The organism is Streptomyces alkaliphilus, from assembly GCF_014141535.1.
GTDB classification, from domain to species: Bacteria; Actinomycetota; Actinomycetes; order Streptomycetales; family Streptomycetaceae; genus Streptomyces; species Streptomyces alkaliphilus.
In genome coordinates this window covers 1-21,740 of sequence record NZ_VKHT01000009.1, presented here as the reverse complement: position 1 = coordinate 21,740, position 21,740 = coordinate 1, and the positions used below count along the sequence as shown (strand labels likewise).

17 protein-coding genes are annotated in these 21,740 nt (G+C 70.8%); 7 read left to right on the top strand and 10 right to left on the bottom strand.

The genetic code is table 11. The features are described 5' to 3' along the window. Positions 1–279: 279 nt before the first annotated feature. From FNQ90_RS00725 to FNQ90_RS00715, 3 genes are all read right to left on the bottom strand, one after another. Entirely contained in the window at positions 280–1,500 is a 1,221-nt protein-coding gene (locus FNQ90_RS00725) for an acyltransferase family protein (protein WP_182604460.1), read from the bottom strand. 403 nt (positions 1,501–1,903) lie between these two features. Continuing rightward, entirely contained in the window at positions 1,904–3,289 is a 1,386-nt protein-coding gene (locus FNQ90_RS00720; RefSeq protein ID WP_323379710.1) for an FAD-binding oxidoreductase, read from the bottom strand. A 469-nt stretch (positions 3,290–3,758) separates the two neighbouring features. After that, complete coding sequence (locus FNQ90_RS00715; protein ID WP_182604458.1) at positions 3,759–4,328, bottom strand: NUDIX domain-containing protein; 570 nt, start codon at positions 4,326–4,328, stop codon at positions 3,759–3,761. Positions 4,329–4,502: 174 nt separating this feature from the next. Here FNQ90_RS00715 and FNQ90_RS00710 point away from each other — a divergent pair, with 174 nt between their 5' ends. After that, positions 4,503–5,900, top strand: a complete 1,398-nt coding sequence (locus FNQ90_RS00710) for a nucleotide sugar dehydrogenase (RefSeq protein ID WP_182604457.1) — start codon at positions 4,503–4,505, stop codon at positions 5,898–5,900. 154 nt (positions 5,901–6,054) lie between these two features. On the opposite strand, the gene FNQ90_RS00705 is transcribed toward FNQ90_RS00710, so the two are convergent. Further along, the gene (locus tag FNQ90_RS00705) at positions 6,055–7,080 is read right to left on the bottom strand and encodes an NAD-dependent epimerase/dehydratase family protein (RefSeq protein WP_182604456.1); all 1,026 of its coding nucleotides are present in this window, start codon (positions 7,078–7,080) and stop codon (positions 6,055–6,057) included. Positions 7,081–7,410: 330 nt separating this feature from the next. Here FNQ90_RS00705 and FNQ90_RS00700 point away from each other — a divergent pair, with 330 nt between their 5' ends. Together FNQ90_RS00700 and FNQ90_RS00695 are read left to right on the top strand one after the other, a co-directional pair. Beyond that, positions 7,411–8,796, top strand: a complete 1,386-nt coding sequence (locus FNQ90_RS00700; RefSeq protein WP_182604455.1) for an NDP-hexose 2,3-dehydratase family protein — start codon at positions 7,411–7,413, stop codon at positions 8,794–8,796. A 73-nt stretch (positions 8,797–8,869) separates the two neighbouring features. Further along, a complete protein-coding gene (locus FNQ90_RS00695; protein ID WP_182604454.1) occupies positions 8,870–10,072 on the top strand; it encodes a DegT/DnrJ/EryC1/StrS family aminotransferase in 1,203 nt (400 codons plus the stop codon). 51 nt (positions 10,073–10,123) lie between these two features. Here the strand turns inward: FNQ90_RS00695 and FNQ90_RS00690 are convergent, their stop codons facing one another. From FNQ90_RS00690 to FNQ90_RS00675, 4 genes are all read right to left on the bottom strand, one after another. Then, entirely contained in the window at positions 10,124–11,122 is a 999-nt protein-coding gene (locus tag FNQ90_RS00690) for a Gfo/Idh/MocA family protein (RefSeq protein WP_323379709.1), read from the bottom strand. Positions 11,123–11,258: 136 nt separating this feature from the next. Further along, positions 11,259–12,512 carry a class I SAM-dependent methyltransferase gene (locus tag FNQ90_RS00685; protein ID WP_228470761.1) on the bottom strand — a complete coding sequence of 418 codons (1,254 nt, stop codon included), beginning with the start codon at positions 12,510–12,512 and terminating at the stop codon, positions 11,259–11,261. A gap of 36 nt (positions 12,513–12,548) precedes the next feature. Next, on the bottom strand, positions 12,549–13,868 hold the full coding sequence (locus tag FNQ90_RS00680) for an activator-dependent family glycosyltransferase (protein ID WP_182604453.1): 1,320 nt from the start codon (positions 13,866–13,868) through the stop codon (positions 12,549–12,551). A 250-nt stretch (positions 13,869–14,118) separates the two neighbouring features. Next, positions 14,119–14,952 carry an SAM-dependent methyltransferase gene (locus FNQ90_RS00675; protein ID WP_182604452.1) on the bottom strand — a complete coding sequence of 278 codons (834 nt, stop codon included), beginning with the start codon at positions 14,950–14,952 and terminating at the stop codon, positions 14,119–14,121. 424 nt (positions 14,953–15,376) lie between these two features. Between FNQ90_RS00675 and FNQ90_RS00670 the strand changes: the two genes are divergently transcribed. From FNQ90_RS00670 to FNQ90_RS00655, 4 genes are all read left to right on the top strand, one after another. Further along, positions 15,377–16,432, top strand: coding sequence for a carboxymuconolactone decarboxylase family protein (locus FNQ90_RS00670; RefSeq protein ID WP_182604451.1), 1,056 nt, complete (start codon positions 15,377–15,379; stop codon positions 16,430–16,432). A 22-nt stretch (positions 16,433–16,454) separates the two neighbouring features. Continuing rightward, the gene (locus FNQ90_RS00665) at positions 16,455–18,533 is read left to right on the top strand and encodes an NAD(P)H-dependent oxidoreductase (RefSeq protein ID WP_323379708.1); all 2,079 of its coding nucleotides are present in this window, start codon (positions 16,455–16,457) and stop codon (positions 18,531–18,533) included. Between the two features lie 151 nt (positions 18,534–18,684). Further along, entirely contained in the window at positions 18,685–18,867 is a 183-nt protein-coding gene (locus tag FNQ90_RS00660) for a hypothetical protein (protein ID WP_182604449.1), read from the top strand. 495 nt (positions 18,868–19,362) lie between these two features. Continuing rightward, complete coding sequence (locus tag FNQ90_RS00655; protein WP_182604448.1) at positions 19,363–20,307, top strand: GNAT family N-acetyltransferase; 945 nt, start codon at positions 19,363–19,365, stop codon at positions 20,305–20,307. Between the two features lie 135 nt (positions 20,308–20,442). Here the strand turns inward: FNQ90_RS00655 and FNQ90_RS00650 are convergent, their stop codons facing one another. Together FNQ90_RS00650 and FNQ90_RS00645 are read right to left on the bottom strand one after the other, a co-directional pair. Further along, the gene (locus FNQ90_RS00650) at positions 20,443–20,823 is read right to left on the bottom strand and encodes a hypothetical protein (protein WP_182604447.1); all 381 of its coding nucleotides are present in this window, start codon (positions 20,821–20,823) and stop codon (positions 20,443–20,445) included. Beyond that, the gene (locus FNQ90_RS00645; protein WP_182604446.1) at positions 20,820–21,362 is read right to left on the bottom strand and encodes a MarR family transcriptional regulator; all 543 of its coding nucleotides are present in this window, start codon (positions 21,360–21,362) and stop codon (positions 20,820–20,822) included. The genes FNQ90_RS00650 and FNQ90_RS00645 overlap by 4 nt, the downstream gene beginning before the upstream one ends. Positions 21,363–21,740 lie beyond the last annotated feature (378 nt).

Below are 21,740 nucleotides of genomic sequence, written 5' to 3'. Positions count from 1 at the left end.
CTCCCGGGGCGGGGGCCTGCGGAGGCGCGCTGACGGGCGCGTGGGTTCTTTCCAGGTTTTGCGTCACGGCTGTTCCTTCACATCGAGCGGGCCGTCGGTTCTCGCCATCGAGGGACCCCCGGCCGGCTCCGTAAGGTGCACGGTGGTGTGGCGCGAACAGCACCCCCGACTCACCCCGGGGTCCCGGGCCAGCGTCACATCGGCGATCACGGGGCGGCATCTTTCAAATTGCCGTCCTCGCCCGGAGCGCGTCCGCAGCGCGGTCCGGGCGGGAGACGGTCAGTGGCCCACGCCGGCGGCCCGGGGGGTGGTGGCCGCGGCCGGCTCGTCCGTCGCGGGCCGTGCCGTGTCGTCGGTCGGCGGAACCGCCCGCGGGGTCCGGCGGTCCGCCCCGAAGCGACGCATCATCGGCTGCTCCACCACCTTGTACAGGACCCACGAGAACGCCACCGCCACGCAGAAGAGGAGCGCCAGCATCGCGATCCCCGAGGGCGTGTCGAACAATCGGCCGGGGGCGAGCCAGTGGGTGCCGTACACGAGCACCTGCATGTGCACCAGGTAGAAGGCGTACGCCAGGTGGCCCAGGTACACCATCGGGCGGCTGGAGAGCAGGGTCCGCCGGGTTCTGTTGAGGTCGGAGACGGCACCGGTGATGATCAGCAGGGACATCGGAACGACCATGACCGCCACCATCCGGAACTCGGGCGGGAACAGCGGACCGACGGCGTAGGCGAGGACGCTCAGCGCCGCCGCCCCGCCGAATCCCAGCGGCACCCGGCGTCCGGTCATCACGATGCGGGCGAGCAGCATCCCGACGAGGAACTCCAACATCCGCACCGGCGGGAAGTGGAAGAGGATCCAGAACTGCTCCTGGCTCAGTTCGAGGAACGGCATCACCTCCCGGCGGGGAAGCAGCTTCGCGGCCAACGGGACGACCAGGGCGATCACGGTCAGCAGGCCGATCGTCCAGGCCCACAACCGTTCCGGCCGGATCCGGCGCACCAGGAGCAGCAGTGCGGGAAAGCACAGGTAGAACAGCAGCTCGGCGGAGAGCGACCAGGAGACGGCGTTGAAGCCGATCCGGACGTCGAGCGCCGGGGACCACGCCTGCAGCAACAGGACGTTGAGCACCGCCGAGGGGCCGTCGAAAGCCTGCCCCAGCACCGTGACCATGAGGATCGCGGTGAGGGCGAAGATCACCAGGTGGTTGGGGAAGATGCGCACCAGGCGGCGGCGCAGGAACGTTCCGGTTCGATTGTCCGGGCGAGCCACCCAGGTCAGTACGAAGCCGCTGAGGATGAAGAAGAAGCTCATGCCGGCCCAGCCACCCATGGTGACCAGGGACAGGTAGCGCTCGCCCACTCCGGGGGAGGCGAACAGCACGAAGTTGGTTCCGTGGAACAAGAAGATGATCGTCGCGATGAGGAACCGCATACTCGTCAGGGACGGCAGCAGGGGTGGTTCCCCCGTGGTGCCGACGCCAACTTGTGATGTCGTCATGACAAACCTTCCGGGCGCGTGGGCGAATTTCGGCCTCGGCTGAACGGGTTCGTCACATCGGGCCGGCGGGAGCCGAATGTGACACCCGACCGGAGGAGTGCGCATCTTCCGGTGTGCGGTTTCCCGCCCGGGCGGCGTGGACGGCGCCGGCGGGGGAAGGGGCGACCGCCGGGCGTGCGCTCGCCCCGGAGGGCGGGAGGGCGTTCGGCGGGCTCCCGCGGGTCGGGGCCCCGCGGGAGGGATCCGGGGAGCGGGCCGTGACATTCGGGCTCGTCCCGGTGGTGGGAGCCGGGAGGTCGTCGGCGGGGACACCTGCGGCGGGTCGGGGTGGTCGGTGACACGGTCCACGGCCCGCCCCGACCACCGGGGGCGGGTCGGGGCGGGCCGTGGAGGACCGGGTCTTTCAGGCGGGCGGGATGTTGTTGTTCACCCGGAACACGTTGGAGGGGTCGTAGGTCCGCTTGACGGCCCGCAGCCGCTCCCAGGTGTCCTGCGGGTACGCCTCCCGGATCCGGGCTTCGCTGTCGTCGGCGAGGAAGTTGACGTACACGCCCGGCACGCCCTTCTGCAGATCGTGGGTGAGCTGCTCGGCCCAGCGGGTGTGCTCCTCGACCTCGTCCGGGTTCTCGTACACGGCCGCCACGTTGATCATCACCTTCCGGTCGCGGTGGGCGAACGCCGTGACGTCCCCGGGCACCCGGGCCATCGCGCCACCGAGCACCCGCACCTGAACGGCCGCCATGGCGGCCGTCGAGGCGTTGATGCGCTCCAGGATCAGCGCGGCGTCGTCCCTGTCGAGGGTCTCCACGAACAGGTTGCGGGCCGCGGCGACCGGGTGGTGGTCCTCGTCCTCGGGGGGGAAGACCTCCCGGTAGGGGATCGGTGCGATCATGTCGGCGAGGGGCGTGTCGAGGGCGCGGAAGGGCGCGAGGGCCTGTTCGGCCGCCTCGCCCTCACCCGCGTAGACCATCATGGCCATGATGATCGGCTTGCCGTGCAGCTCCTCGGGAACGAACGGCAGCCACGGTTCCGCGCACATGATGTTGACGATGCCGGACAACTCGTCCGGCGCCCGCTGTGCCTGCTCGACGAAGCCCGCGATGGCCTCCGGGGTGCCCGGCAGGACCAGGAGGCCGGCGAGGACCGTCTCCAGCTCGTGCATCCGGAACCGCATTCGGGTCACCACGCCGAAGTTGCCCCCACCGCCCCGAATCGCCCAGAACAGCTCGGGCTCGTTCTCGGCGTCGACCCGGCGCAGGACACCGTCGGCGGTGACCACCTCGGCCGCCAGCAGGTCATCGATGGTGAGGCCGTATTTGCGGACCAGGTAGCCGATGCCACCGCCGGTGGTCAGACCGCCGAGGCCGACGCTGCCGGTGTCCCCGAAGCCGGTGACCAGGCCGTGCTCGGCGGCCGCGTTGGTGAACTCACCGGCCGTCAGACCCGTCTCGGCCCAGGCGGTGCGTGTTTCGGTGTCGATCCGCAGGTCGCGCATCGAGGACATGTCGAGCACGATGCCGCCGTCGGCGAGGCAGAACATGCTGTGCCCGCCGCTCTTGACGGCCAGGGGCGTCCCGCTCTCACCGGCCAGGGAGACGACGCGCGCCACGTCATCGGCGTCGGCCGGTCGCACGATCACGGCCGGCTGCTGGTCCATCCCCCCCAGGTACGTGGTACGGGCCTTGTCGTAGCCGGGGTCGCCGGGGACGAGCACCTGGCCGCCGACCGCGGCGCGCAGCTCCGCGACCGGCACGATGTCCTGCTCGACGCCCGTATTGGTCTTCTCCACGATGAAGGTTCTCCTCATGTCGTACGACGGGGTTTCGGCGAAGCGTTCGGTCCCCGGGGGGATGCGGCACCGGCGCACACGGGGCCGCCGCCACGGAGCGGCTCCGGCGGGCACCGATCGGACCGAACGGCGGTTCCGCGGACGGAGCGGACCGGCACGTGCCGTCCGCATCGGGATGGTGGGCCCGGAAGCCGATGGCGGCGGCCCGGCCCTCCGGCCGGCAGATGCGTCGTCCGGGGAGGACGATTCACGCTGCGCGGTCGCATGGGCGTGTGCGGGGCCGCGGGGACCCTGCGGGATCGCATGTCTGCGAACATCGTCCTACGGCGGGGACCCGGAGGGCATCTTCCGGATTGCGGTGCTCGGCGGGGCCCGCGGCCCGGGAGGGGGCGCCCCGGCGGATCGGCGTGGAAACCGGCGGACGGGGCGCGACCGGCCGGGTACCACGGTTGAACGCCGATGGGTCGGGCTACCCGAGGGTTCGTTCGTGCAGTTGGAGCAGCAGGTAGGCCGCCAGGGTGGAGTCGTCGCGTACGCTGCCCGCGCGGATCATCCGCTCGAATTCGGGGCGCGGGACCCAGCGGTGCCGCATGTCCTGCTCCTCGTGCTCGCGTCGGGGCGTTCCCGCGCTCAGGCCGGTGGCCAGGAACACGGTGAACGCCTGCCCGCTGGCCCCGTGCCAGCCGTTGAGCGTTCCCAGCGCAGTCCACGACGTCGCGCTCAGACCGGTCTCCTCGGCCAGTTCGGCGCGCCCCAGGTCCTCCGCGGTGCCGGTGCGGCCCGGCGGGAAGCAGCCCTGGGGGAACTCCCAGTGCCGTGCGCGAATCGGATACCGGTACTGGTCGACCAGGTGGAACCCGTCGCGCTCGGCGGCGATCACCACGGCGTAGTCGGGCCGGTCCACCACGGAGTAGATGCCGCGGCTGCCGTCGGGACGCTCCACCACGTCCTCGCGCAGCGAGAGCCAGGGGTTGCGGTACACCTCCCGGGAGGAGATCGTCCGGATGGTTCCGGGGACGGGCTCCGTGGACTGGGTCATCGCGGTACCACCGTTCCTCGTTCGCCTGCCGTCGGTCCCACGGTAGGGATGTCGCGAACACCCACCCACTTCCCGGGTGCTCTCCGGGGGAAGGGCAAACCAGGAGATGCCCGCCGCGCACAGCGGTGAGGACCATCGGCGCGGGCCCCCGCTGTCTTCGATTGGACGGGTACGATGCGCTTTCTCTCCGACCACACCGATCCGACCGTGGCGGTCATCGGCTTCGGGTACGTGGGTTCCTGCGTCGCGGCGACCCTGGCCGCCCGGGGATTCGATGTCATCGGGGTGGACACCGACCCCACACTGGTGGAGGAGTTGAACAGGCGGGAGTGCCGGTTCAACGAGCACGGTCTCGCCGGGATGCTCTTCTCGGCCCTGGACTCCGGGCGGTTGCGGATGACCGTCGACACCGCCGAGGCCGGTGCCGCCGATGTCGTGCTGATCACCGTCGGCACACCGGTGCGCGAGGACGGCTCGTTGGACGACGGGCAGTTGCGGTCCTGCGCCCGGGAGCTGAGCGGGCATCTGCGACGCGGCCAGCTCGTCGTGCTCAAGTCCACGGTGCCGCCCGGTACCACCCGCGGTCTGCTGCGTTCCCTGTTGGAGGCGCGGGGGCTGACGGCGGGGGAGGACTTCGGCCTGGCCTTCAGTCCGGAGCGACTCGCGGAGGGCACGGCCCTGCGGGAGTTGCGGACCTTCCCCATCGTGGTCGGTGGCCTCACGCCCGAGTGCACGGCGTCGGTCGGCGAGCTGTGGCGGCGCGCGCTGGGGGTGGACGTCATCGCGATGGACACCCCGGAGGCGGCCGAGATCGTCAAGTTGGCCGACAACTGGTGGATCGACCTGAACATCGCCATGGCCAACGAGCTGGCCAAGCTGTGCGGTCTTCACGACGCGGATGTACTCGATGTCATCACCGCGGCGAACTCCATCCCCAAGGGCAGCGGCAATGTCAACATCCTGTTGCCCAGCGTGGGTGTCGGCGGGTCGTGTCTGACCAAGGACCCCTGGATGGTCTGGCACACCGCCGACCGGCAGGGGGTGCGCATCCGGACCGCCGCCGCCGGCAGACGGGTCAACGCCGGAATGCCGGAGTACACCGCGCGGCTGATCGTGGACACCCTGGCCGAGATGGGCCGGGATCCGGCGGCGTCGACCGTGGCCGTGCTGGGCCTGGCGTTCAAGAACAACACCGGGGATCTGCGGGCCACCCCGGCCCGGGACGTGGTGGGGGCCCTGGAGACCCACGGGGTCACCGTGCGTCTCCACGACCCCCTGGTCGACCGGGACGCCGCGGCCGAGCTGTTCGGCGGCAAACCGGAGGAATGCCTCGAGGACGCGGTGCGCGGGGCCGACTGCGTCGCGGTCCTGGCCCTGCACGACGACTTCCGCGAGGTGGACTTCGCGGCTCTCCCGGTGGCCCGACCGTGCCTGCTGTTCGATGGCCGCGCCTACTACCCGAAAGATCGGATCGCCGAACTGCGCGCGGCCGGATACGTCTACCGGGGCATCGGTCGCGGGACCCCCGGGAGCGGGCGGGACGTTCGAGGTGGGCGGCCGGTCCACGGTTGACCCGCGCCCCCGGTGCTTCCCGGGCCTCTCCCCGACCGGCCCGGCGGATCACCGCCCCGGTCGGGGCCGCGCCGGTCGGCGGGGATCGCCGCTCCCGTGGACGCCCCGCGCGGCCGGCTGCCGCGCGGGGCGTCGGGGCCCGGACGGCCGGGGGTCAGGCCGCGGTGGGGGGACGGGAGCGTTCGGGTCGGGCGTCCCCCGGTGTCACACCGCTGTCGGGCAGGGCGAGCCACCACGGGTTCTCCCGGGCCCACCGAATGGTCCGGGCGAGGCCTTCCCGCAGGTCCGTCCGAGACCGCCAACCGAGCGTCGTCCTGATCTTCGTGGTGTCCGGGACCCGTCTGCGCAGGTCCTGGTACCCGTCGCCCAGTCGGTCACGGGTGTGCACCGGCACGGGGCCGGCGGTGCCGGTCAGCTCCGCGATCATCGTGCTCAGGCGGCCCACCGTGGTCTCGTCCGAGCTGCCGATGTTGAAGCACTCCCCGACCGCCTTCTCCCCGGTGCCGACGGTGATCGTCGCGTCCACCGCGTCCCGGACATAGGTGAAACACCGGGTCTGACCGCCGTCGTCGTAGACCACGGGCGGCTTTCCGTTCAGGGCCCGGTGGATGCTCCTGCTGACCACGAACGCGGGTCGTTGCCGTGGCCCGTAGACGTTGAAGTAGCGCACGATCGCCATCCTCAGCCCGCGCTCGCGGGCGAAGGCGAAGGCGAGATGCTCACCCAGCGCCTTGCTGGAGGCGTAACACCACCGGTCCACCTCGGTGCCGCCCAGGACCCGGTCGTCGTTCTCCCGCCAGGGAACCGCGGGATTCTTCCCGAAGACCTCGCTGGTGCTCGCGACGACCACCTTCGCGCCCGTCTCCGCGGCGCGTGCCAACACGTTCCGGGTGCCGAGCAGGTTGATGTCGATGACATCGAGCGGGCGGGCGAGATAGCGATCGACGCCGACGACAGCGGCGAGGTGGTAGACGGTGTCCACGCCGGCATCGAGCACCTCGGCCAAGCGGGCCGCGTCGCGGATGTCGCCGGTGACGTGGCGCACCGATGGCGGAGCCGGCCTGCCGGGGGGCGGCTCGCCGCCGTCGAAGACGATGACCTCCTCGCCCCGCCTCGCCAGCTCATCGACCAGGTGACTGCCCAGGAAGCCGCATCCCCCGGTGATCAGAATCCGCGCCATGACCGTTACCTCCCCGTCCCGGCCCGGGCCGCGGCAGCGGCAGCGGTCCCCGTGGGTTTCGTTGCGATCACCGTGGTGGACGGCATCAGCCGACCGGACAACGCTTTCATGTATCCCACTCTCGGCAGGTGACAGGACGGCACGCGGACAGCGTGCCGATTCCCGCCCCGGTGGGGCATCTCCCGTGGTGCCCAACCCGGCCGTGCCCCGGGGCCGGCCGCGTCGCACCGCACGTCGGGAGATGCGTCGCGCAGCCGGCCCGACCACGATGAGGACGGTCCCGCGACCCCGAGGAGGCACCCCCGTGCTCGCACATCCGACCGGCCCGTCATGAGCACGCTCCTCGCCCGCGTCGTCACCTCGGCGCGCACGGCCACCTCTTCGATGAGTCCGGACGTCGACGACTGGCTGGCCGGCAGGAGAGGGCAGCCCTTCGAGAGCACCCCCATCCCGTTGGACGAGTTGACCCGGTGCGCGGGGTGGCGGTTCGCTCCCGGCACCGGCAACCTCGAACACGACAGCGGCCGGTTCTTCACCGTGGAAGGACTCCACGTGCGGACGAACCACGGTCGTGTCGAGGAGTGGTGGCAGCCCGTCCTGGTGCAGCGGGAGATCGCCATCCTCGGGATCCTCGCCAAGGAGTTCGACGGTGTCCTGCACTTCCTGCTGCAGGCCAAGATGGAGCCGGGCAACGCCGGCATGGTGCAGTTGTCGCCCACGGTCCAGGCGACACCCAGCAACTACACCCGGGTGCACCGGGGCGGGCGCACCCCCTATGTGGAGTACTTCACCGACCCGGCCGGGGACCGGGTCCTCACCGATGTCCTCCAGTCGGAACAGGGCGCCTGGTTCCACCTCAAACGCAACCGGAATGTCGTCGTGGAGGTCACCGGCGACGTTCCCCCGCGCGACGACTTCTGCTGGCTGACCCTGGGACAGATCCACGCCCTGCTCCAACGGCGCAACATCGTCAACATGGACACCCGATCGGTTCTCGGATGTCTGCTCGGCGCGGCCGGCGGCCCGGTGGGCGGGAACGGCTCGGATGCCGCGTCGGGTCACCGTGGGGAACCGAGCGGCCGGCTCACGATGGCAGAGGTCCTGGGCTGGTTCACCCGCCGCAAGAGCGCCCAACAGCTGTCCGCCCGGCTGGTCCCGATGGACTCCGTGGTGGGGTGGCGCCGGGAGGCCGGGAGGATCCGCCGGGAGGACGACGGGGGCTTCAGCATCGTCGGGGTCCGGGCCCGGGCCCGGACCCGCGAGGTGCACGGCTGGGAACAGCCGCTCCTGGCCCCGCACGGTCCGACGCTGGCCGGGTTGGTGGTCAGAAGCATCGGGGGAAGACTCCACGCGCTGGTGCGGGCGGAGGCCCTGCCCGGCTACCTGGACACGGTGGAACTCGGTCCCACCGTGCGCTTCGCGACGGACGACCTCGACCGCACGCCGGTGGAGCACCGGCCGGAGTTCCTCGACCACGTCCTGTCGGCATCCGGAACGGGAAGCGTGCGGTACGACGTGGTGCTGTCCGAGGAGGGTGGGCGCTTCCTCCACGCCGAGACCCGGTACCTGGTGGTGGAGGCCGATGACGGCTTCCCGCTGCGGGTGCCACCGGATTTCCAGTGGGTCACGGTCGAACAACTGCTGTCGCTGGTGCGGCACAGCTATTACCTCGGCGTCGAGCTCAGAACCCTGCTTCTGTGCCTGACCGGTTCGTGACCCGAACGCCGAGTCCCGGTCGGGCTCCGGCCGGATGTCCCGTGTGAGCCCCATGGCAAGGAGGCGAGTCCTGATGGACCCCGTGATCAACGTCGTGCAACCGGCGCTGGGTGAGCGGGAGCTCGCAGCGGTGCGAGAGGTGTTCGAGAGCAACTGGGTCGGCCGCGGCGCCCGTACCACCGCTTTCGAGGCGGCGTTCGCCCGCCATCTCGGTGTCGGCTCCGAGCACGTCACCGCGACGAACTCCTGCACCTCGGCCACGTTCATGGCGATGGAGTTGCTCGGTCTGGGCCCCGGCGACGAGGTCGTGCTGCCGACGGTGAGTTTCGTCGCCGTCGGCAACGCGATCGCCGCGTGCGGGGCGCGCCCCGTCTTCTGCGACGTCGACGAGGCCACACTCAACCCGACCGTGGCCGATGTCGAGGCGGTGCTCACCGAGCGCACCAGGGCCGTGGTGATACTGCACTACGGCGGCCGCCCCGGGGCGGTGGCCGAGATCGCCGAGCTGTGCCGTGACCGGGGCGTCCACCTGGTCGAGGACGCCGCCCTGGCCGTCGCGTCCACCGTGGACGGGCGTGCCTGCGGCACGTTCGGGGACATGGGTCTGTGGAGCTTCGACCACGCCAAGATCGTGGTCACCGTGGACGGGGGCATGCTCTACGTGCGCGACCCCGAACTCGCCGCCCGGGCTCCCGAGGTCGCCTACCTGGGTCTGAAGCGGCCCGCTTCCGGCTCCTCCGGCCCGTCCACGTCGTTCCACAGCGGCTACGATCAGGCGTTGCGCTCGAACTCCCGATGGTGGGACTACGACGTGGCCTCGTTCTCCCGCCGCTCCACCACCAACGACGTGCTCTCCGCCATCGGCACCGTCCAGCTGAGCCGACTCGAGGAGTTCGTCGACCGCCGGCGCGAGATCGCGCGGGCGTACGACGAGGGACTGGCCGGGGTGGCCGGACTGCGCCTTCCCCCGCCGCTGCCCGTGGGCCACACGACGTCCCATTTCATGTACTGGGTGCAGTTCGAGAACGGTGTCCGCGACCGGGTGGCTCGTGATCTCTACGAGCGGTCCATCTACACCACGTTCCGTTACCCGCTGATGCACCGGGTGGGGGCGTACGGGTCGAATGCCGTGTTGCCGCGGGCCGAGGCGGCCGCGGAGCGGACCCTGCTGCTGCCCATCCACCAGTCGCTCTCCGACGCCGATGTCGACCGGGTGATCACGGAGGTACGCGACTGCGTCGCCGCCCGATCGGGCGGCGCGCGCGCGACTGCCTGACCGGGCCGTTCCGGGCACCGGGCCGGGGCCCCGGCCCGGTGCCCCCCGGGGTCAGGGCAGCCGGATCCGGTGGGCCGTGGCGGCGATCGCGGCGACCAGCTCGGCGGTGCGGACGGCCGTGGTCGACCATTCCCCGTGGGCCGGATCGCGCCCCCGGTCCCGGGCGACCCCGACGGCGTCCGCGAAGGCTTTCACGCAGGAAACGAGCTGGTGCTCGGCGGGCAGTGTCAATTCCTCCGTGTGGTCCTGCGACACGATGCGCAGGGTCGGCGTGTACCAGGGTGGGGGGGTGAAGGCCCGTTCCACGGTGAGTTGGCCGGTGCTGCCCCACAGGCGGTAGCGGGATCCGAAGCTGTGTTCGAAGCCGAAGGTGCCACTCGCGATGACCCCGTCCGGGGAGCAGGCGGTGAAGCCGCCCGAGACGTCCACCCCGGAGACCGGGTCGTGCCGCAGCACGGCTCCGGTGACGGTCAGGTCGTCGCCGAGAAAGTACTGCATGGCCCGCACCGGGTACACGCCGACGTCGAGCAGGGCGCCGCCGCCGAGATCGGACCGGTAGCGGATGTCGTTCCCGGGCAGCGGCGGAAAGCAGAAGGAGCCCTCCATGTGGCGCAGTCGGCCGATGCGTCCGTCGTCCACCAGGGACCGTACCCGCCGGTGCTGGCCGTGGTGCGGGAAACCGAAGTTCTCCCGCAGCACCAGGCCCTCCTCGGCCGCCGTCCGGCACAGTTCGACGGTGTCCCCGACCGTGGTGGTCAGCGGCTTCTCGGCCAGAACGTGCTTGCCGCTCTCCATCGCCGCCAGCGCCGCCTCGTGGTGCAGGGCGTTGGGCAGCGCGATGTAGACGGCGTCGATGTCCTCGCGGGAGAGCAGGTTCTCGTAGCCCACCACGGGGTCACAGCGGAATCTGTCGGCGAAGGCCACCGCCCTGGCCCGGTCACGGCTGGCCACGGCGGTCAGGGTCGTGCCCGGGGTGTCCCGGATGGCCGGGAGCATGGTGCGTCCGCCGAACGCCGAGCAGCCGATCACGCCCATGCGCAGGGCGCTCACCTCCTCACCTCCCCCGCCCCGTCGGGTTCCCCGGCCCGGGCGGGTGCCCCCGGGCGGTGCGCGCCGATCCACGGGTGGACGACCATGGGCGCCGATGTTCCCTTCTGCTCTCGGGGCGGAAGCCGGTCGGGCCGGGTCAGACGGCGGAGATGGTGGGCAGGGGGAAGACCATCCTTCCGCCCTCCGCCAGGAAGTCCGGCTCCCGCTCGATGAACCCCTCCCGGTGCACCCAGGGGAGCACCAGCAGTTGATCGGGACGCAGGGCCTTGGCCTCCTCCTCGGAGACGATGGGGATGTTGGTGCCGGGCGTGAGGCGGCCGTGCTTCTCCGGGCTGACCTCGCCGATGCACGGCAGGTCGCGGGAATCGATCCCGCAGTACTGGAGCACCACATTGCCCTTGGTCGACGCCCCGTATCCCAGGGTGACCCTGCCGGCCGCCCGCGACTCCTCCAGGAACGCCCGCAGTTCGTCACGGTGATGGCGGACACGGCGTGCGAAGTCCTCGTAGGGGGCCATGGTGGACAGCTCGAGTTCCGCCTCCCGCCGACGGATCCGTTCGATCCCGGCGGTGTCGATGGTGTGCCGGGAGGGGTCCTTGACGAGGGTGAGGCACAGGCTGCCGCCGTTGACCGGGGTGACCTCGGCCGTCGCCACGGTGAGCCCGACGCGTTCGGCCATCCACTCGATCTGGGCCAGCGCGTAGTACTCGAGGTGCTCATGGCACACCGCGTCGTAGGCCAGCACCTCCAGCATGGAGACCAGGTAGCTCATCTCGACCAGCCACACGCCGTCGTCGGTGAGGATGTCGCGCACGTCGGCCATGAACCCGGTGGGGTCCGGCAGGTCGTAGAACATCGCGATCGAGGTGACGATCCTGGCCTTGCGATCGCCGTACCGCTCGGTGAAGCCCGCCTTGGAGAAGAAGTCCGGGATCAGGTCGATGTGGTCGGGGTAGTGGGAGCGCCACTTCTCCCCCGTCGGGTCGATCCCCACCAGGGTGGGGCCGTTCGCCGGATAGCCCCGGAGCAGGGTGGCGTCGTTGCTTCCGATGTCGAGCACCAGATCATCGGGACCGAGACCGCCCACCATCCCGGTGAGCTTCTCCACCTTTCCGTGCAGGTGGTTGATCATGTAGGGGCGGATACCGGAGCGGTATCCGTAGTGGGCGCCGTACATGAGCGACAGGTCGGCGGTGTGTCGCAGCTGGACCAGGCCGCAACCGTCCGGGGAACACTTGACGAGTTCCAGCGGGGCGGTGGGCACGCTCTCGCCGGGGCCGGGGAAGATGCCGGTCAGCGCCTGGGTTCCCAGGTCGAGAACGGGATGCAGGTTGCGGTTGCCACAGATGCGACACTCGGTGCACTCGGTGATGTTCATGCTGCCTTCCATGCGGTGCTCCTGTGAATTCGACGCGGGCAGGCCCTGCTAGGCACGGGGGGTGCGGTATTCGGCGGTCAGTTTCTCCAGGGGCGGCACGATCTCGTTCGGGGTCGGCATCGCCTTGATCTCGGTGCGCAGCAGGGCGGCCCGGGCGGCATAGGACGGGTCCCCCAGGACCAGCTCGAGACCGTCCCGCAGCGCCCGGGCGGAGAAGGTGCCGGAGTTGCCCGCGTACACCCCGGCACCGCGGCTCTCCAGGCCGTTCGCCATGGCCAGCGGGCCGCCCCACTTCTCGACCTTGAAGTCGTTGGGGACGATGATCTGTGGAACACCGTGCTCGAGTGCCGAGGCGAAGGCCCCGGTGCCGCCTTCGTGGACGAACGCCGAGCAGGAGGGCAGCAGGGCGTTCAGGGGGACGAAGTCGACGGCACGCACGTTGTCGGGGATGGTCACGGAGCCGAGTTGCCCGGCGTCCAGGGTCGCGATCACCTCGACGTCGAGGTCGGCCACCGCGTCGAGGAGCGCCCGGACCGATGCGGAGCCCCCGATGGTGGCATCACGGTGCGAGATGCCCTGGGTGATGCACACGCGGCGCCGGGTGGGGCGCTCGTACACCCATCCCGGGACGGTCGAGGGCCCGTTGAACGCCATGTTGCGCACGGGAAGGTAGGGGATGCCCTCCGGCTGCCGGATCCACGGCGGGGAGGGGGAGATGGTCCACTGCCCGAGGACCGCGGTCTCGTCGAAATCACAGCCGTGCCTTCGCAGGATCGGCTCCAGCCACTCCCGCATGGGGTCGCCGGCGTCCCCGGAGCCGGAGCGGCAGGCGGCGCGCAGCTGCGCCACCCGGTCCACGCTCCACAGCATCCGGGCGTGTGCGGCTCCCACGGCCCGGGCCGCCACCGCGCCGGGAAAAGCGGTCGGATCCGTGATCACCAGATCGGGTCGCCACAGCCGGGCGAAGTCCACCAGGTCGTCGAAGGCGGAGTCCGGACAGAAGACATCGCGCACGCCCGCGGTGAAATCCTCCAGCTCGACCCGGGGGTCGCCCCAACCGAAGTCCTCCTGCCTCGACTTGCCGGTGCGCAGGGCTCTCGGGTCCACGGGGCCCGCCTGCCGGTCCCCCGGCGCCGTCCCCGCCATCTTCATCGGCGCGTCGTCCGGCACCGCCTGCGCCATCTTCTTCTCGAGGAGGAGTTCGGGGCCGACCGACACCCCGGGCAACCCGGTGTTCGCGATGGCGGTGGCCATGTCCGGCGGGCCCGCGACACACACCTCGTGCCCCGCGGTACGGAGCGCCCACCCCAACGGGACCTGTACGTACAGATGTGCCCTGAAGGGGTTGGTGACGAAGAGAACCCGCATCGGGGAGTCCTTCCACTCGGTGAGGGTCGTGGCGGCCGTGCCCGAACGCGCGGGGAACGGGTGCGCACGTGACGGTGGTGTCGCCGCGTGGACGGGCGGGCCCCACCGGCTCGCCCGCGGCCGATGTCCGTCCGCCAGGGTGCGGCGCTCGGCCATCAGTATGGTGCCGGGGGGTGTCCCGGGCGTCTTCTGGATTGCGTACCTGTTCCGTGCCGCGTCCGCTTTCCGGCGTCCCTCCCGGGCCTCCCGGTCATCGGGGTCGGTGCGGTTTGCCCGCGCCGATGATGGCGTAGCCGATCTGGTCCTTGCGGGGTGCGAAGAAGCCCCGGTGCATCCGGGAGAACTCCGCCACACCGCTGTGACCGAACCTGTCCGCCATCTCCTCCCGCATGTTCATGGCGGCCTTCAGGTACTTCCCTTTCATGCCGAACACGCGCGGTCCGCACTGCGTGTACTCCGCGACCTCGAACCCGGCCGCCCGCGTGTACTCCAGCCACTGGGGGAGGGTGGGCAGCACCGGCAGCTTCAGTGTCGTCATGAAGCGCTCCACCCGCTCCGGTTCGGTCGTGTTCTCCAGGGTGAAATCGGAGAACGCGATACGGCCACCGGGACGCAGCACCCGGTACAGCTCACCGAGCACCCGGGCCGGGTCGGGCGCGTTCTGCAGGGATTCCAGTGCCAGCACGGCGTCGAAGGAGTTCTCCGGAAAGGGCAGGTTCGTGTAGTCGCCGTACCGGAAGTCCACCCGATCGGTCAGCCCCGCGGATTCGGCCCGTTCACGGGCCCGGCCAAGTTCGAACCCGCTCACGGTCACGCCGGTCACCCGAACCCCGTGGTCCCGGGCCAGGAACAGCGCCGTCTCCCCCGGGCCGCACCCGGCGTCCAGCACGTGCTCGCCGGGGCGCAACCCCAGGGTTTCGGTGACCTTGCGGGTGATACGACGCACGGCCTCCGGCAGTGGTGTGTCGTCTTGGTGGTCGTACCAGTACCACATGTGCAGTTCCCCGCCACGGAATTCGTTGCCGATGGGTGAGCGGGCGTCGTAGTGCTTTCCGATCTCCGTCGGATCCGTCGTGTCTTCCACGGTTCGTCACTCCCCTCGAGGCGCCCGACCGCTTTCCAGCAGCACGGCGGTTCATCCTCGATTCCCGGCGGGCCGGCCGCATCTCCACGGTTGCTGCACCGTGCCGGTGGGTGCGCCGAGGCCGTGACGGGAGCGCCCGGGGCGCACGATCGGATAACGGATCCGCGGGTCGCCGGTGTCAGGATCGACCCCGGTGGCGTGTGGCGCGGGGCCCGCGCCACACGCCACCGGGAAACGGGCCGGGAGCGGATCCCGCGTCGGGAACGGGCGGCGGGGAGCAACCGGATCGGCCCCGACGCGGTCTCCCGGACCGGCACCGCGCGGGGAACGACGGAAACCAGTACGCGTGCGTCCGAGGCTCGGGCGGGGCCGGGTACGGTCCCGCCGACCACCGGGCGACGCCTTGTTCGGGAAGGGCATCACGATGACGACGAGAACGATCGTCCGGGCCGTCGTGCGGGGCTCGTTGCGCGATATTCACCACGTCACGGCGGTTCCCCCGAACCGGGCCGGGGGTGAGGTGGCCCGCGTGTACGCGCGGGCCGAGCGGGAGTTCGGGGTGCTCGCGCCGCCCCTGGCGTTGCACTCCAGCGCCCCCGGACCGCTCGCGGCGTGCTGGCTGCTGCTCAGTCGGACCCTTCTGACCGAGGGCAGGGTCGGTCGGGCGGTCAAGGAGGCGGTCGCCACCGAGGTCTCCCGGGCCAATTCCTGCCCGTACTGCGTCGACATCCACCAGGCCGCCGTGGACACCCTGCCGCGCCCGACACCCGATACGCCGGGCGCGGAGGCCGCCGCGTGGCTGCGCTCGGGCGCCGGACAGGGGGAACCGGCCCCGTTCGGTGCCGGGGAGACCGCGGAGATCATCGGGGTCGCGCTCACCTTCCACTACCTCAACCGCATGGTGAACGTCTTCCTCGACGACTCCCCCGTGCCCGCCCCCGCCGCCCTGCGCGGCCCGATCCTGCGCGCCGTCGCCAGGACCATGCGCCCGGCGGGGGGCTCCCTCGACACGGACGCCGACGACGACCTGCTGCCCGGGGCTCCGCTGCCGTCGGAACTGCGATGGGCAAAGGCCGCTCCGGCGGTGGCGGACGCCCTCGCCCGTTCGGTCGCCGCGGTGGAGCACGCGGCACGCTGGGTGCCCCATCCGGTGCGCGCGCTTCTCACCGATCGACTCGCGGACGACGGCGAGGGAGCCCCCGGTCCGGGGCGTGCCCGCTTGGAAGCCGCGCTTGCCGGGCTCCGGGAGCCGGACCAGCGTGCCATCGGGCGGATCGCGCTGCTGACCGCGTTCTCCGCGCAGCAGCTCACCGGCGCCGACGTCGCCGCCTTTCGTGAGCACCACCCCGGCGACCGGGAACTGGTGGAACTCACCTCGTGGGCCGCGTTGAGGACCGCTGTCGTCGTGGCGGGCCGTCTCGCCGCGCCGCCCCCGCGGATCCGACACCCAAAACCCTCCTCGGATCCGTTGAGTTGCTGAAGTCTCCGTCCCGTCGAGTGTTTTGTTGCCCGCCGGGCATCACCGGTGGTTTCCTCGGCGAGGTCCTGCCCGGCCGGTCCCGTCCGACCGCCGCGCGCCCTTCCGTGGTCGCGACCACGCGCACCGCCACGGAAGGGCGCGGGACGACCATTCCCGGGGAGAAGTCACGAGGTGCCCTCTCCCGGGATGCGCCCGATCGCACGGAACGGGTCGAAACGTCACACATCACCCGTACATCCGGGAGAGGGAGAGCCGCGCCATGGCCAGGAGAGAGTCGGTTGCAGTCGCGGGAGGCGGTATCGGCGGACTCGCGACGGCCATCGCGCTGGCCGGTCGGGGCATGGAGGTCACGGTCATCGAACGGGCCGAGCGGCTCGACACCCGGGAGAGAGGACTGGTCCTCTCCCCCGATGGCGTGCGGGCCGTCGACGCCCTCGGGGGTGGCCTGGGCGACCGGCTCCGCGAACTGGGCCGGGTCGCCCCACCCGGCGGGGTGCGGCTGGTGATGGACCCGGGGGGCACGGTCCTGGCGGAGGAGCCCATCGATCCGCCGGGTGGGCCCCGCGGAGGGCCGCGGATCCTTCTTCTGCGGTCCGCGCTGCAACGGGCGCTGCTCGACGAAGCCCTCGCGGCGGGCGCGGCCGTGCTGCTCTCCAGCGGGGTGGAGGACTACGTCACCCACGACGACGGCGTCACCGTGCGGTTGTCCGGGGACAGGAGTGTGGAGTGCGCGGCCCTCGTGGCCGCGGACGGCATCGACTCGGCGATCCGGCGGCGTGTCGTCGGTGACGGCGCCCCCGTGTACCGGGGCTACGCCTCGATGAGCGGCCTCACCGGTGGTTCGGTGCCGGGACCTCGCCTGTACACGTTCGAGGGACGGGACATTCGCCTGTGCGTCACCCCGGTCCGTGGCGACACGGTGTACTGGACGGCCACCATCGCCTCTCCTCCCGGCGTCTGGCCGGCCAAGGGGCCCGACCGGGCCCGGCGGGATCTGGTCGAGGCCCTCATCGGTTGGTATCCGCCGGTGGTGGAGCTGATCGGGAACTCCGATCCGCACGGCATCGTCGTGACCGATGTCCATGATCGCGACCCGGCACCTTGCTGGGTGGACGGTCGGGTCGCCCTGCTCGGTGACGCCGCGCACCCCATGGTCCCCGTCCTCGGGGAGGGCCCCGGCACGGCGCTGGAGGACGCGCTCGCCCTCGCCGACGCGCTGGGTTCCCATGACTCGGTCCCCTCCGCGCTGGTGGCGTACGAGCGCGAACGCATGGAGCGGACCACCGCCTTGGTGCTCGCGGCGCGTGGCCGGGGGGCCCCGGGGCGGCCGGTCGGGGCTCTGTCGGGGTCCCGCGGACAGGAGCCCCGCGGGCAGGGGGAGGTCACCGGTGCCGGTCACGGCCGGTCGGGCGGCATCGACGACGTGCTGGGGTGGAAGCCCTTCCCGAGCCGCTCCCGGAGGCTCCTTCCCCCGGTACCGGGGGAGGTCTCCCGGCGGACGCCGGGGCGCTCGGCGCCCGGGAAAAAACCGCACATCGTGCTGGTCAGCGGGTCGTTGCGAGAGGGTTCGACCTGTGATCGCGTGGTCAACTGGTGCGCCCGGCGCTGCGCCGAACAGGACGCGACGGTCCGGGTCTTCGAGGGAGCCGGCATCGACTTTCCCGCCTACCGGCCGGGACTCTCCGAGACCCGGCACGAGGTGGGGGAATTCCTCAACGAACTTCGCTCCGCCGACGGTGTCGTCCTGGTCTCCCCCGCCTACCACGGTACCGTTTCGGGTTTGTTGAAGAACGCCCTGGACTACATCTCCGACCTGCGGGAACCGGTCCCCCATCTCGACGGACGGGCCATCGGCTGTGTGGCCGTCGGTGCCGCGTCGGGGGACGCGGAGGCCACCCTGGCCACGCTGCGCGCCATCGGCCGCGCGGTCCGCGGGCGGCCCGCTTCGGTGGGCGTGGTGATCCCCCGGGCACCGGGGTCCGAGGAGGAGCAGACGGTTCCCCGGGAGGAACGACTCCTGAGGATGCTGTCCCAGATTCTGTGGATGGCCCGGGCCCGTCCGACCCCCGGATCGCCGGGCTTTCTGGATACCGCCGCCTGACAGGATGACCGGGCGGTGTCGGCTCGATGAGGGCAGTTCGGAAGATGCAGCCCTCACGCAGCGCTGAGATCATCCGAAATAGGCGAAAGAGACGGCTCGCCGCTCTTCGTAAGTTTTTCGGCCTGCGTGTGAGAAGAAAGGGGTGCGGAGCATGACCGGACGCGATGGCTTCGACCCGGAATACACCGACACCGAGGCAGGTGGCCGGGCCACGCCTTCCGAGGAGGAAGCGGAGTTCGAGGAGTGGCTCGCGGCAATGGGGGAGTCCGAGGAAGAACTCCGTGCCGAGATCTCCGCCGAACTCGAGACGCATTTCCTGGGAGAGTATCTGTGAACCGTTCGATGGCCGACCGCGAACAAAACGTTCGTGTCGGTGGGTGGGCGGATCGTCGGTCACCCCGATGCCCGGGGAACTGAACCCGCTCCGGGACGCGTCGCCGGGCCCCGGGGAACCTGCCGCCCGGGAGGGTCGGATCACACGCGATGTGCCGTCGGTCGGGGCGCCCCCGGTGCCCGGCGCCGGGGGCACGCCGCGAGGGCGCCGGCTCCCCGGTTCGAAACGGGCGTGGTGAAAGGGCTCGCCCTCCCGTGTCGATTCGCCGAATCCCGCCGATGCCCCGGCCCCCGGGGTCGGACGGGTCCGCGATCCGCGACCGGGACGTACCGGCGCTCCCTCCCCGGTACGGGCGTGGGGCGGGGGCCGGGAACCCGATGGAGCGGTACCACGGCGATTCCTCCCGACCGTCGCACCGATCGAACACGCCCCACTTTCATTCATCCTCCCCGTCGCCCCTGCGAGCGAGACGAGTCCGAAGGAGTCCCCCACCACATGGTCCTGCCCCCGCACCTGGCGGTGAAGAATTCGGCGGACGTACCCCTGGACAGGCTCGTCCAATTCATTCGGATATACGAGGAAGCCGTCACGGGCACCGCTTGGTGTACCCGGGAGGATGTTCTTCTGGAAACCGACCATCCGGGTTACGACCCGCGGTGCAGCAGCTGGTGTCTGACCCACCCCCCGGGTGATGTGGCCGCCCGGGCGGCCCTGACGGTCCGTGGCGGTCCCTCCCTGGATTGCACTCTCACCGTTCTGCCCGGTGAAGACGACGAGATCATGGCGCGTGCCCTCTTAACCCGCCTCATGGACCGCGCCGCCGTGCTTTCCCGGAAATGGGTGGAGACCACGGAGGTCACCGTGGGCGGGGTGTTGATCGGTGATCCGGTGGTTCCCCGTGTTCTCGAGGAGATGGGCTTCAGGCGGCGGGTCACCTACGTCCAGAGCGAGATCGACCTGTTCCGTGCCCCCCTGCCCCCCGACCTGCCCGCCGGCGCCCTGGTGCGACGGATCGGCATCGATCCCGACGACGTGCGTGCCCTGCACACCATCCACGGCCTCACCCGCACGAGGGGGGCCCGAACACTCGGCTATGAGATGTTCCGCGCCCGTTTGGCCCAGTTCGATGTGACGACGGAGCGGGGTGGCGGCGTCAGCCTCCTGATGGAGATGGCCGGTAGGCCCGTGGGCCATGTCCTCGCGCAGGCCGGCGGGAGAAAGGGTCGGATCGTGGACATGACCGTGGCTCCGGCCTCCCGGGGCCTGGGCATCGGTCTCGCGCTGATCGCGATCGCGCTCGGGGAACTGCGGGATCTGGGCTGCGACCGTGCCGTGCTGGCGCTGGACGCCTCCCGCCTCCGCAACCAGCGCGGTCTGCACCGGCTCCTCGCAGTCACGGCGGAACGCGCGGTCACCCAATACGTCCGAAGCTCTCCGTAACGGCTTTCCCACCGGCCCCGGTGTCCCCCGGTCCCCAGGCCTCGGGACACCGGTCCATCACGGATCCGAGACCCCCTGCCGGTCGGGAGGAGGCCGTCGGCCCGCGCGCCGGTGACGCGTGGGCCGACGCAGAGGTCACCCTCGATCTCGCGAACGATGCAGGGAAAGGTGATGGACCTCGGCCATGGGCTGCTCCGCGGGGGCGGAGGCGCCCGTGAGGGCCAGGGTTTGTGGCCCGACCTTGTGGAAGCGGACGTTGCCCACGGAGTAGGCGAGGGTGATCCACTCCCCATCGCGCAGTCGCTTGATGCTCTTGGAGACGTTGCCCTCGGAGAGCATGAGCTTGTGGGCGATCTCCTTGCCGGTTTCCCGGACGATGCCGCCGATGGGGGCGGCGGTCAGGTAGTACAGCAGCACTCTGAGGTCGGCGCCCTGCCAACCGCCGGTCTTCAAGAGGATGGCGTGCACCAGCTCCGCGGTCACGGGGACCTCGCTGCGCTGCGTCGCCGCTGTCACGATGCCTTCCTCCTTCGGCCGGCCGGCCTGGCGGGTGCTTTCCTCGCCGGTGGTGCGGGCGCCGGGACCACCGGGTGCCGGGCCTCTATGGTCGCCTGTACCTGTGCGCCGGCCGATCCGTCGAACGCGGCGCGGGGGTTGATCCGGAAGAAGCGGATCCTGCCGACCTTCTCCGTCTCCAGCAGGAGACCTCCCAGATGGAGTCTACCCACCGAACGACTGACCGTGTCGCGGCGCAGTCCCAGGATCTCGCTGATCTCCTTGAACGTCAGCCGGAGGGGTTCGGTGCCCTCCGGGGCGTGGGCGATGAAGAAGCCCAGGACGTCGCGGTCGTTCTGGTCGTAGCCCGATTCCTTGTGCCAGACCATCGACATCAGACGCTTGCCGACGTTGACGTGACGCCCCGGTGGGCTCCAGTCGTAGCGGATCGGCGGCTTGGCCCGGGATTGGTCGCTGTCGGATTCCAAGAGTTCGAGCTGGAGGATCTCCCCGGTGGTCCGGTCGACGGCCTCGCGGCGGTCCGGACCGAGCTGCGGCATACCCCTCCCCCTTCTGTGGTCCCGTCTCCTGTGGTGCCGTCGCCGCTTCGGGGCAACCGGAAGTACGCACACCCTACCTTCATCTTGCCTATGGGCAAGGCGTTGTCCCGATGTGTCCCCTCTCCTTTCTCCCGGGAAACCCGGCGCCCTGCGTCCCCCCGCGAGGGCCGTCCCGGTGCGCATCGCCCCGGCCCTCGCGGCGCAATGTTCTCTTTTGCAACAACACATTGCCCATAGGAAATGACTTGTTGCGAAACCGTACCTCGAATAACGCTTCCAGACCCTGGGAACACCCTCTGACCTGCGCAAACGCATATCCCCTCTTAATACATGAGCAAGTGGCCCCCTGCGGCTTGCGGGGGCTCCTCGCCCCCGCAC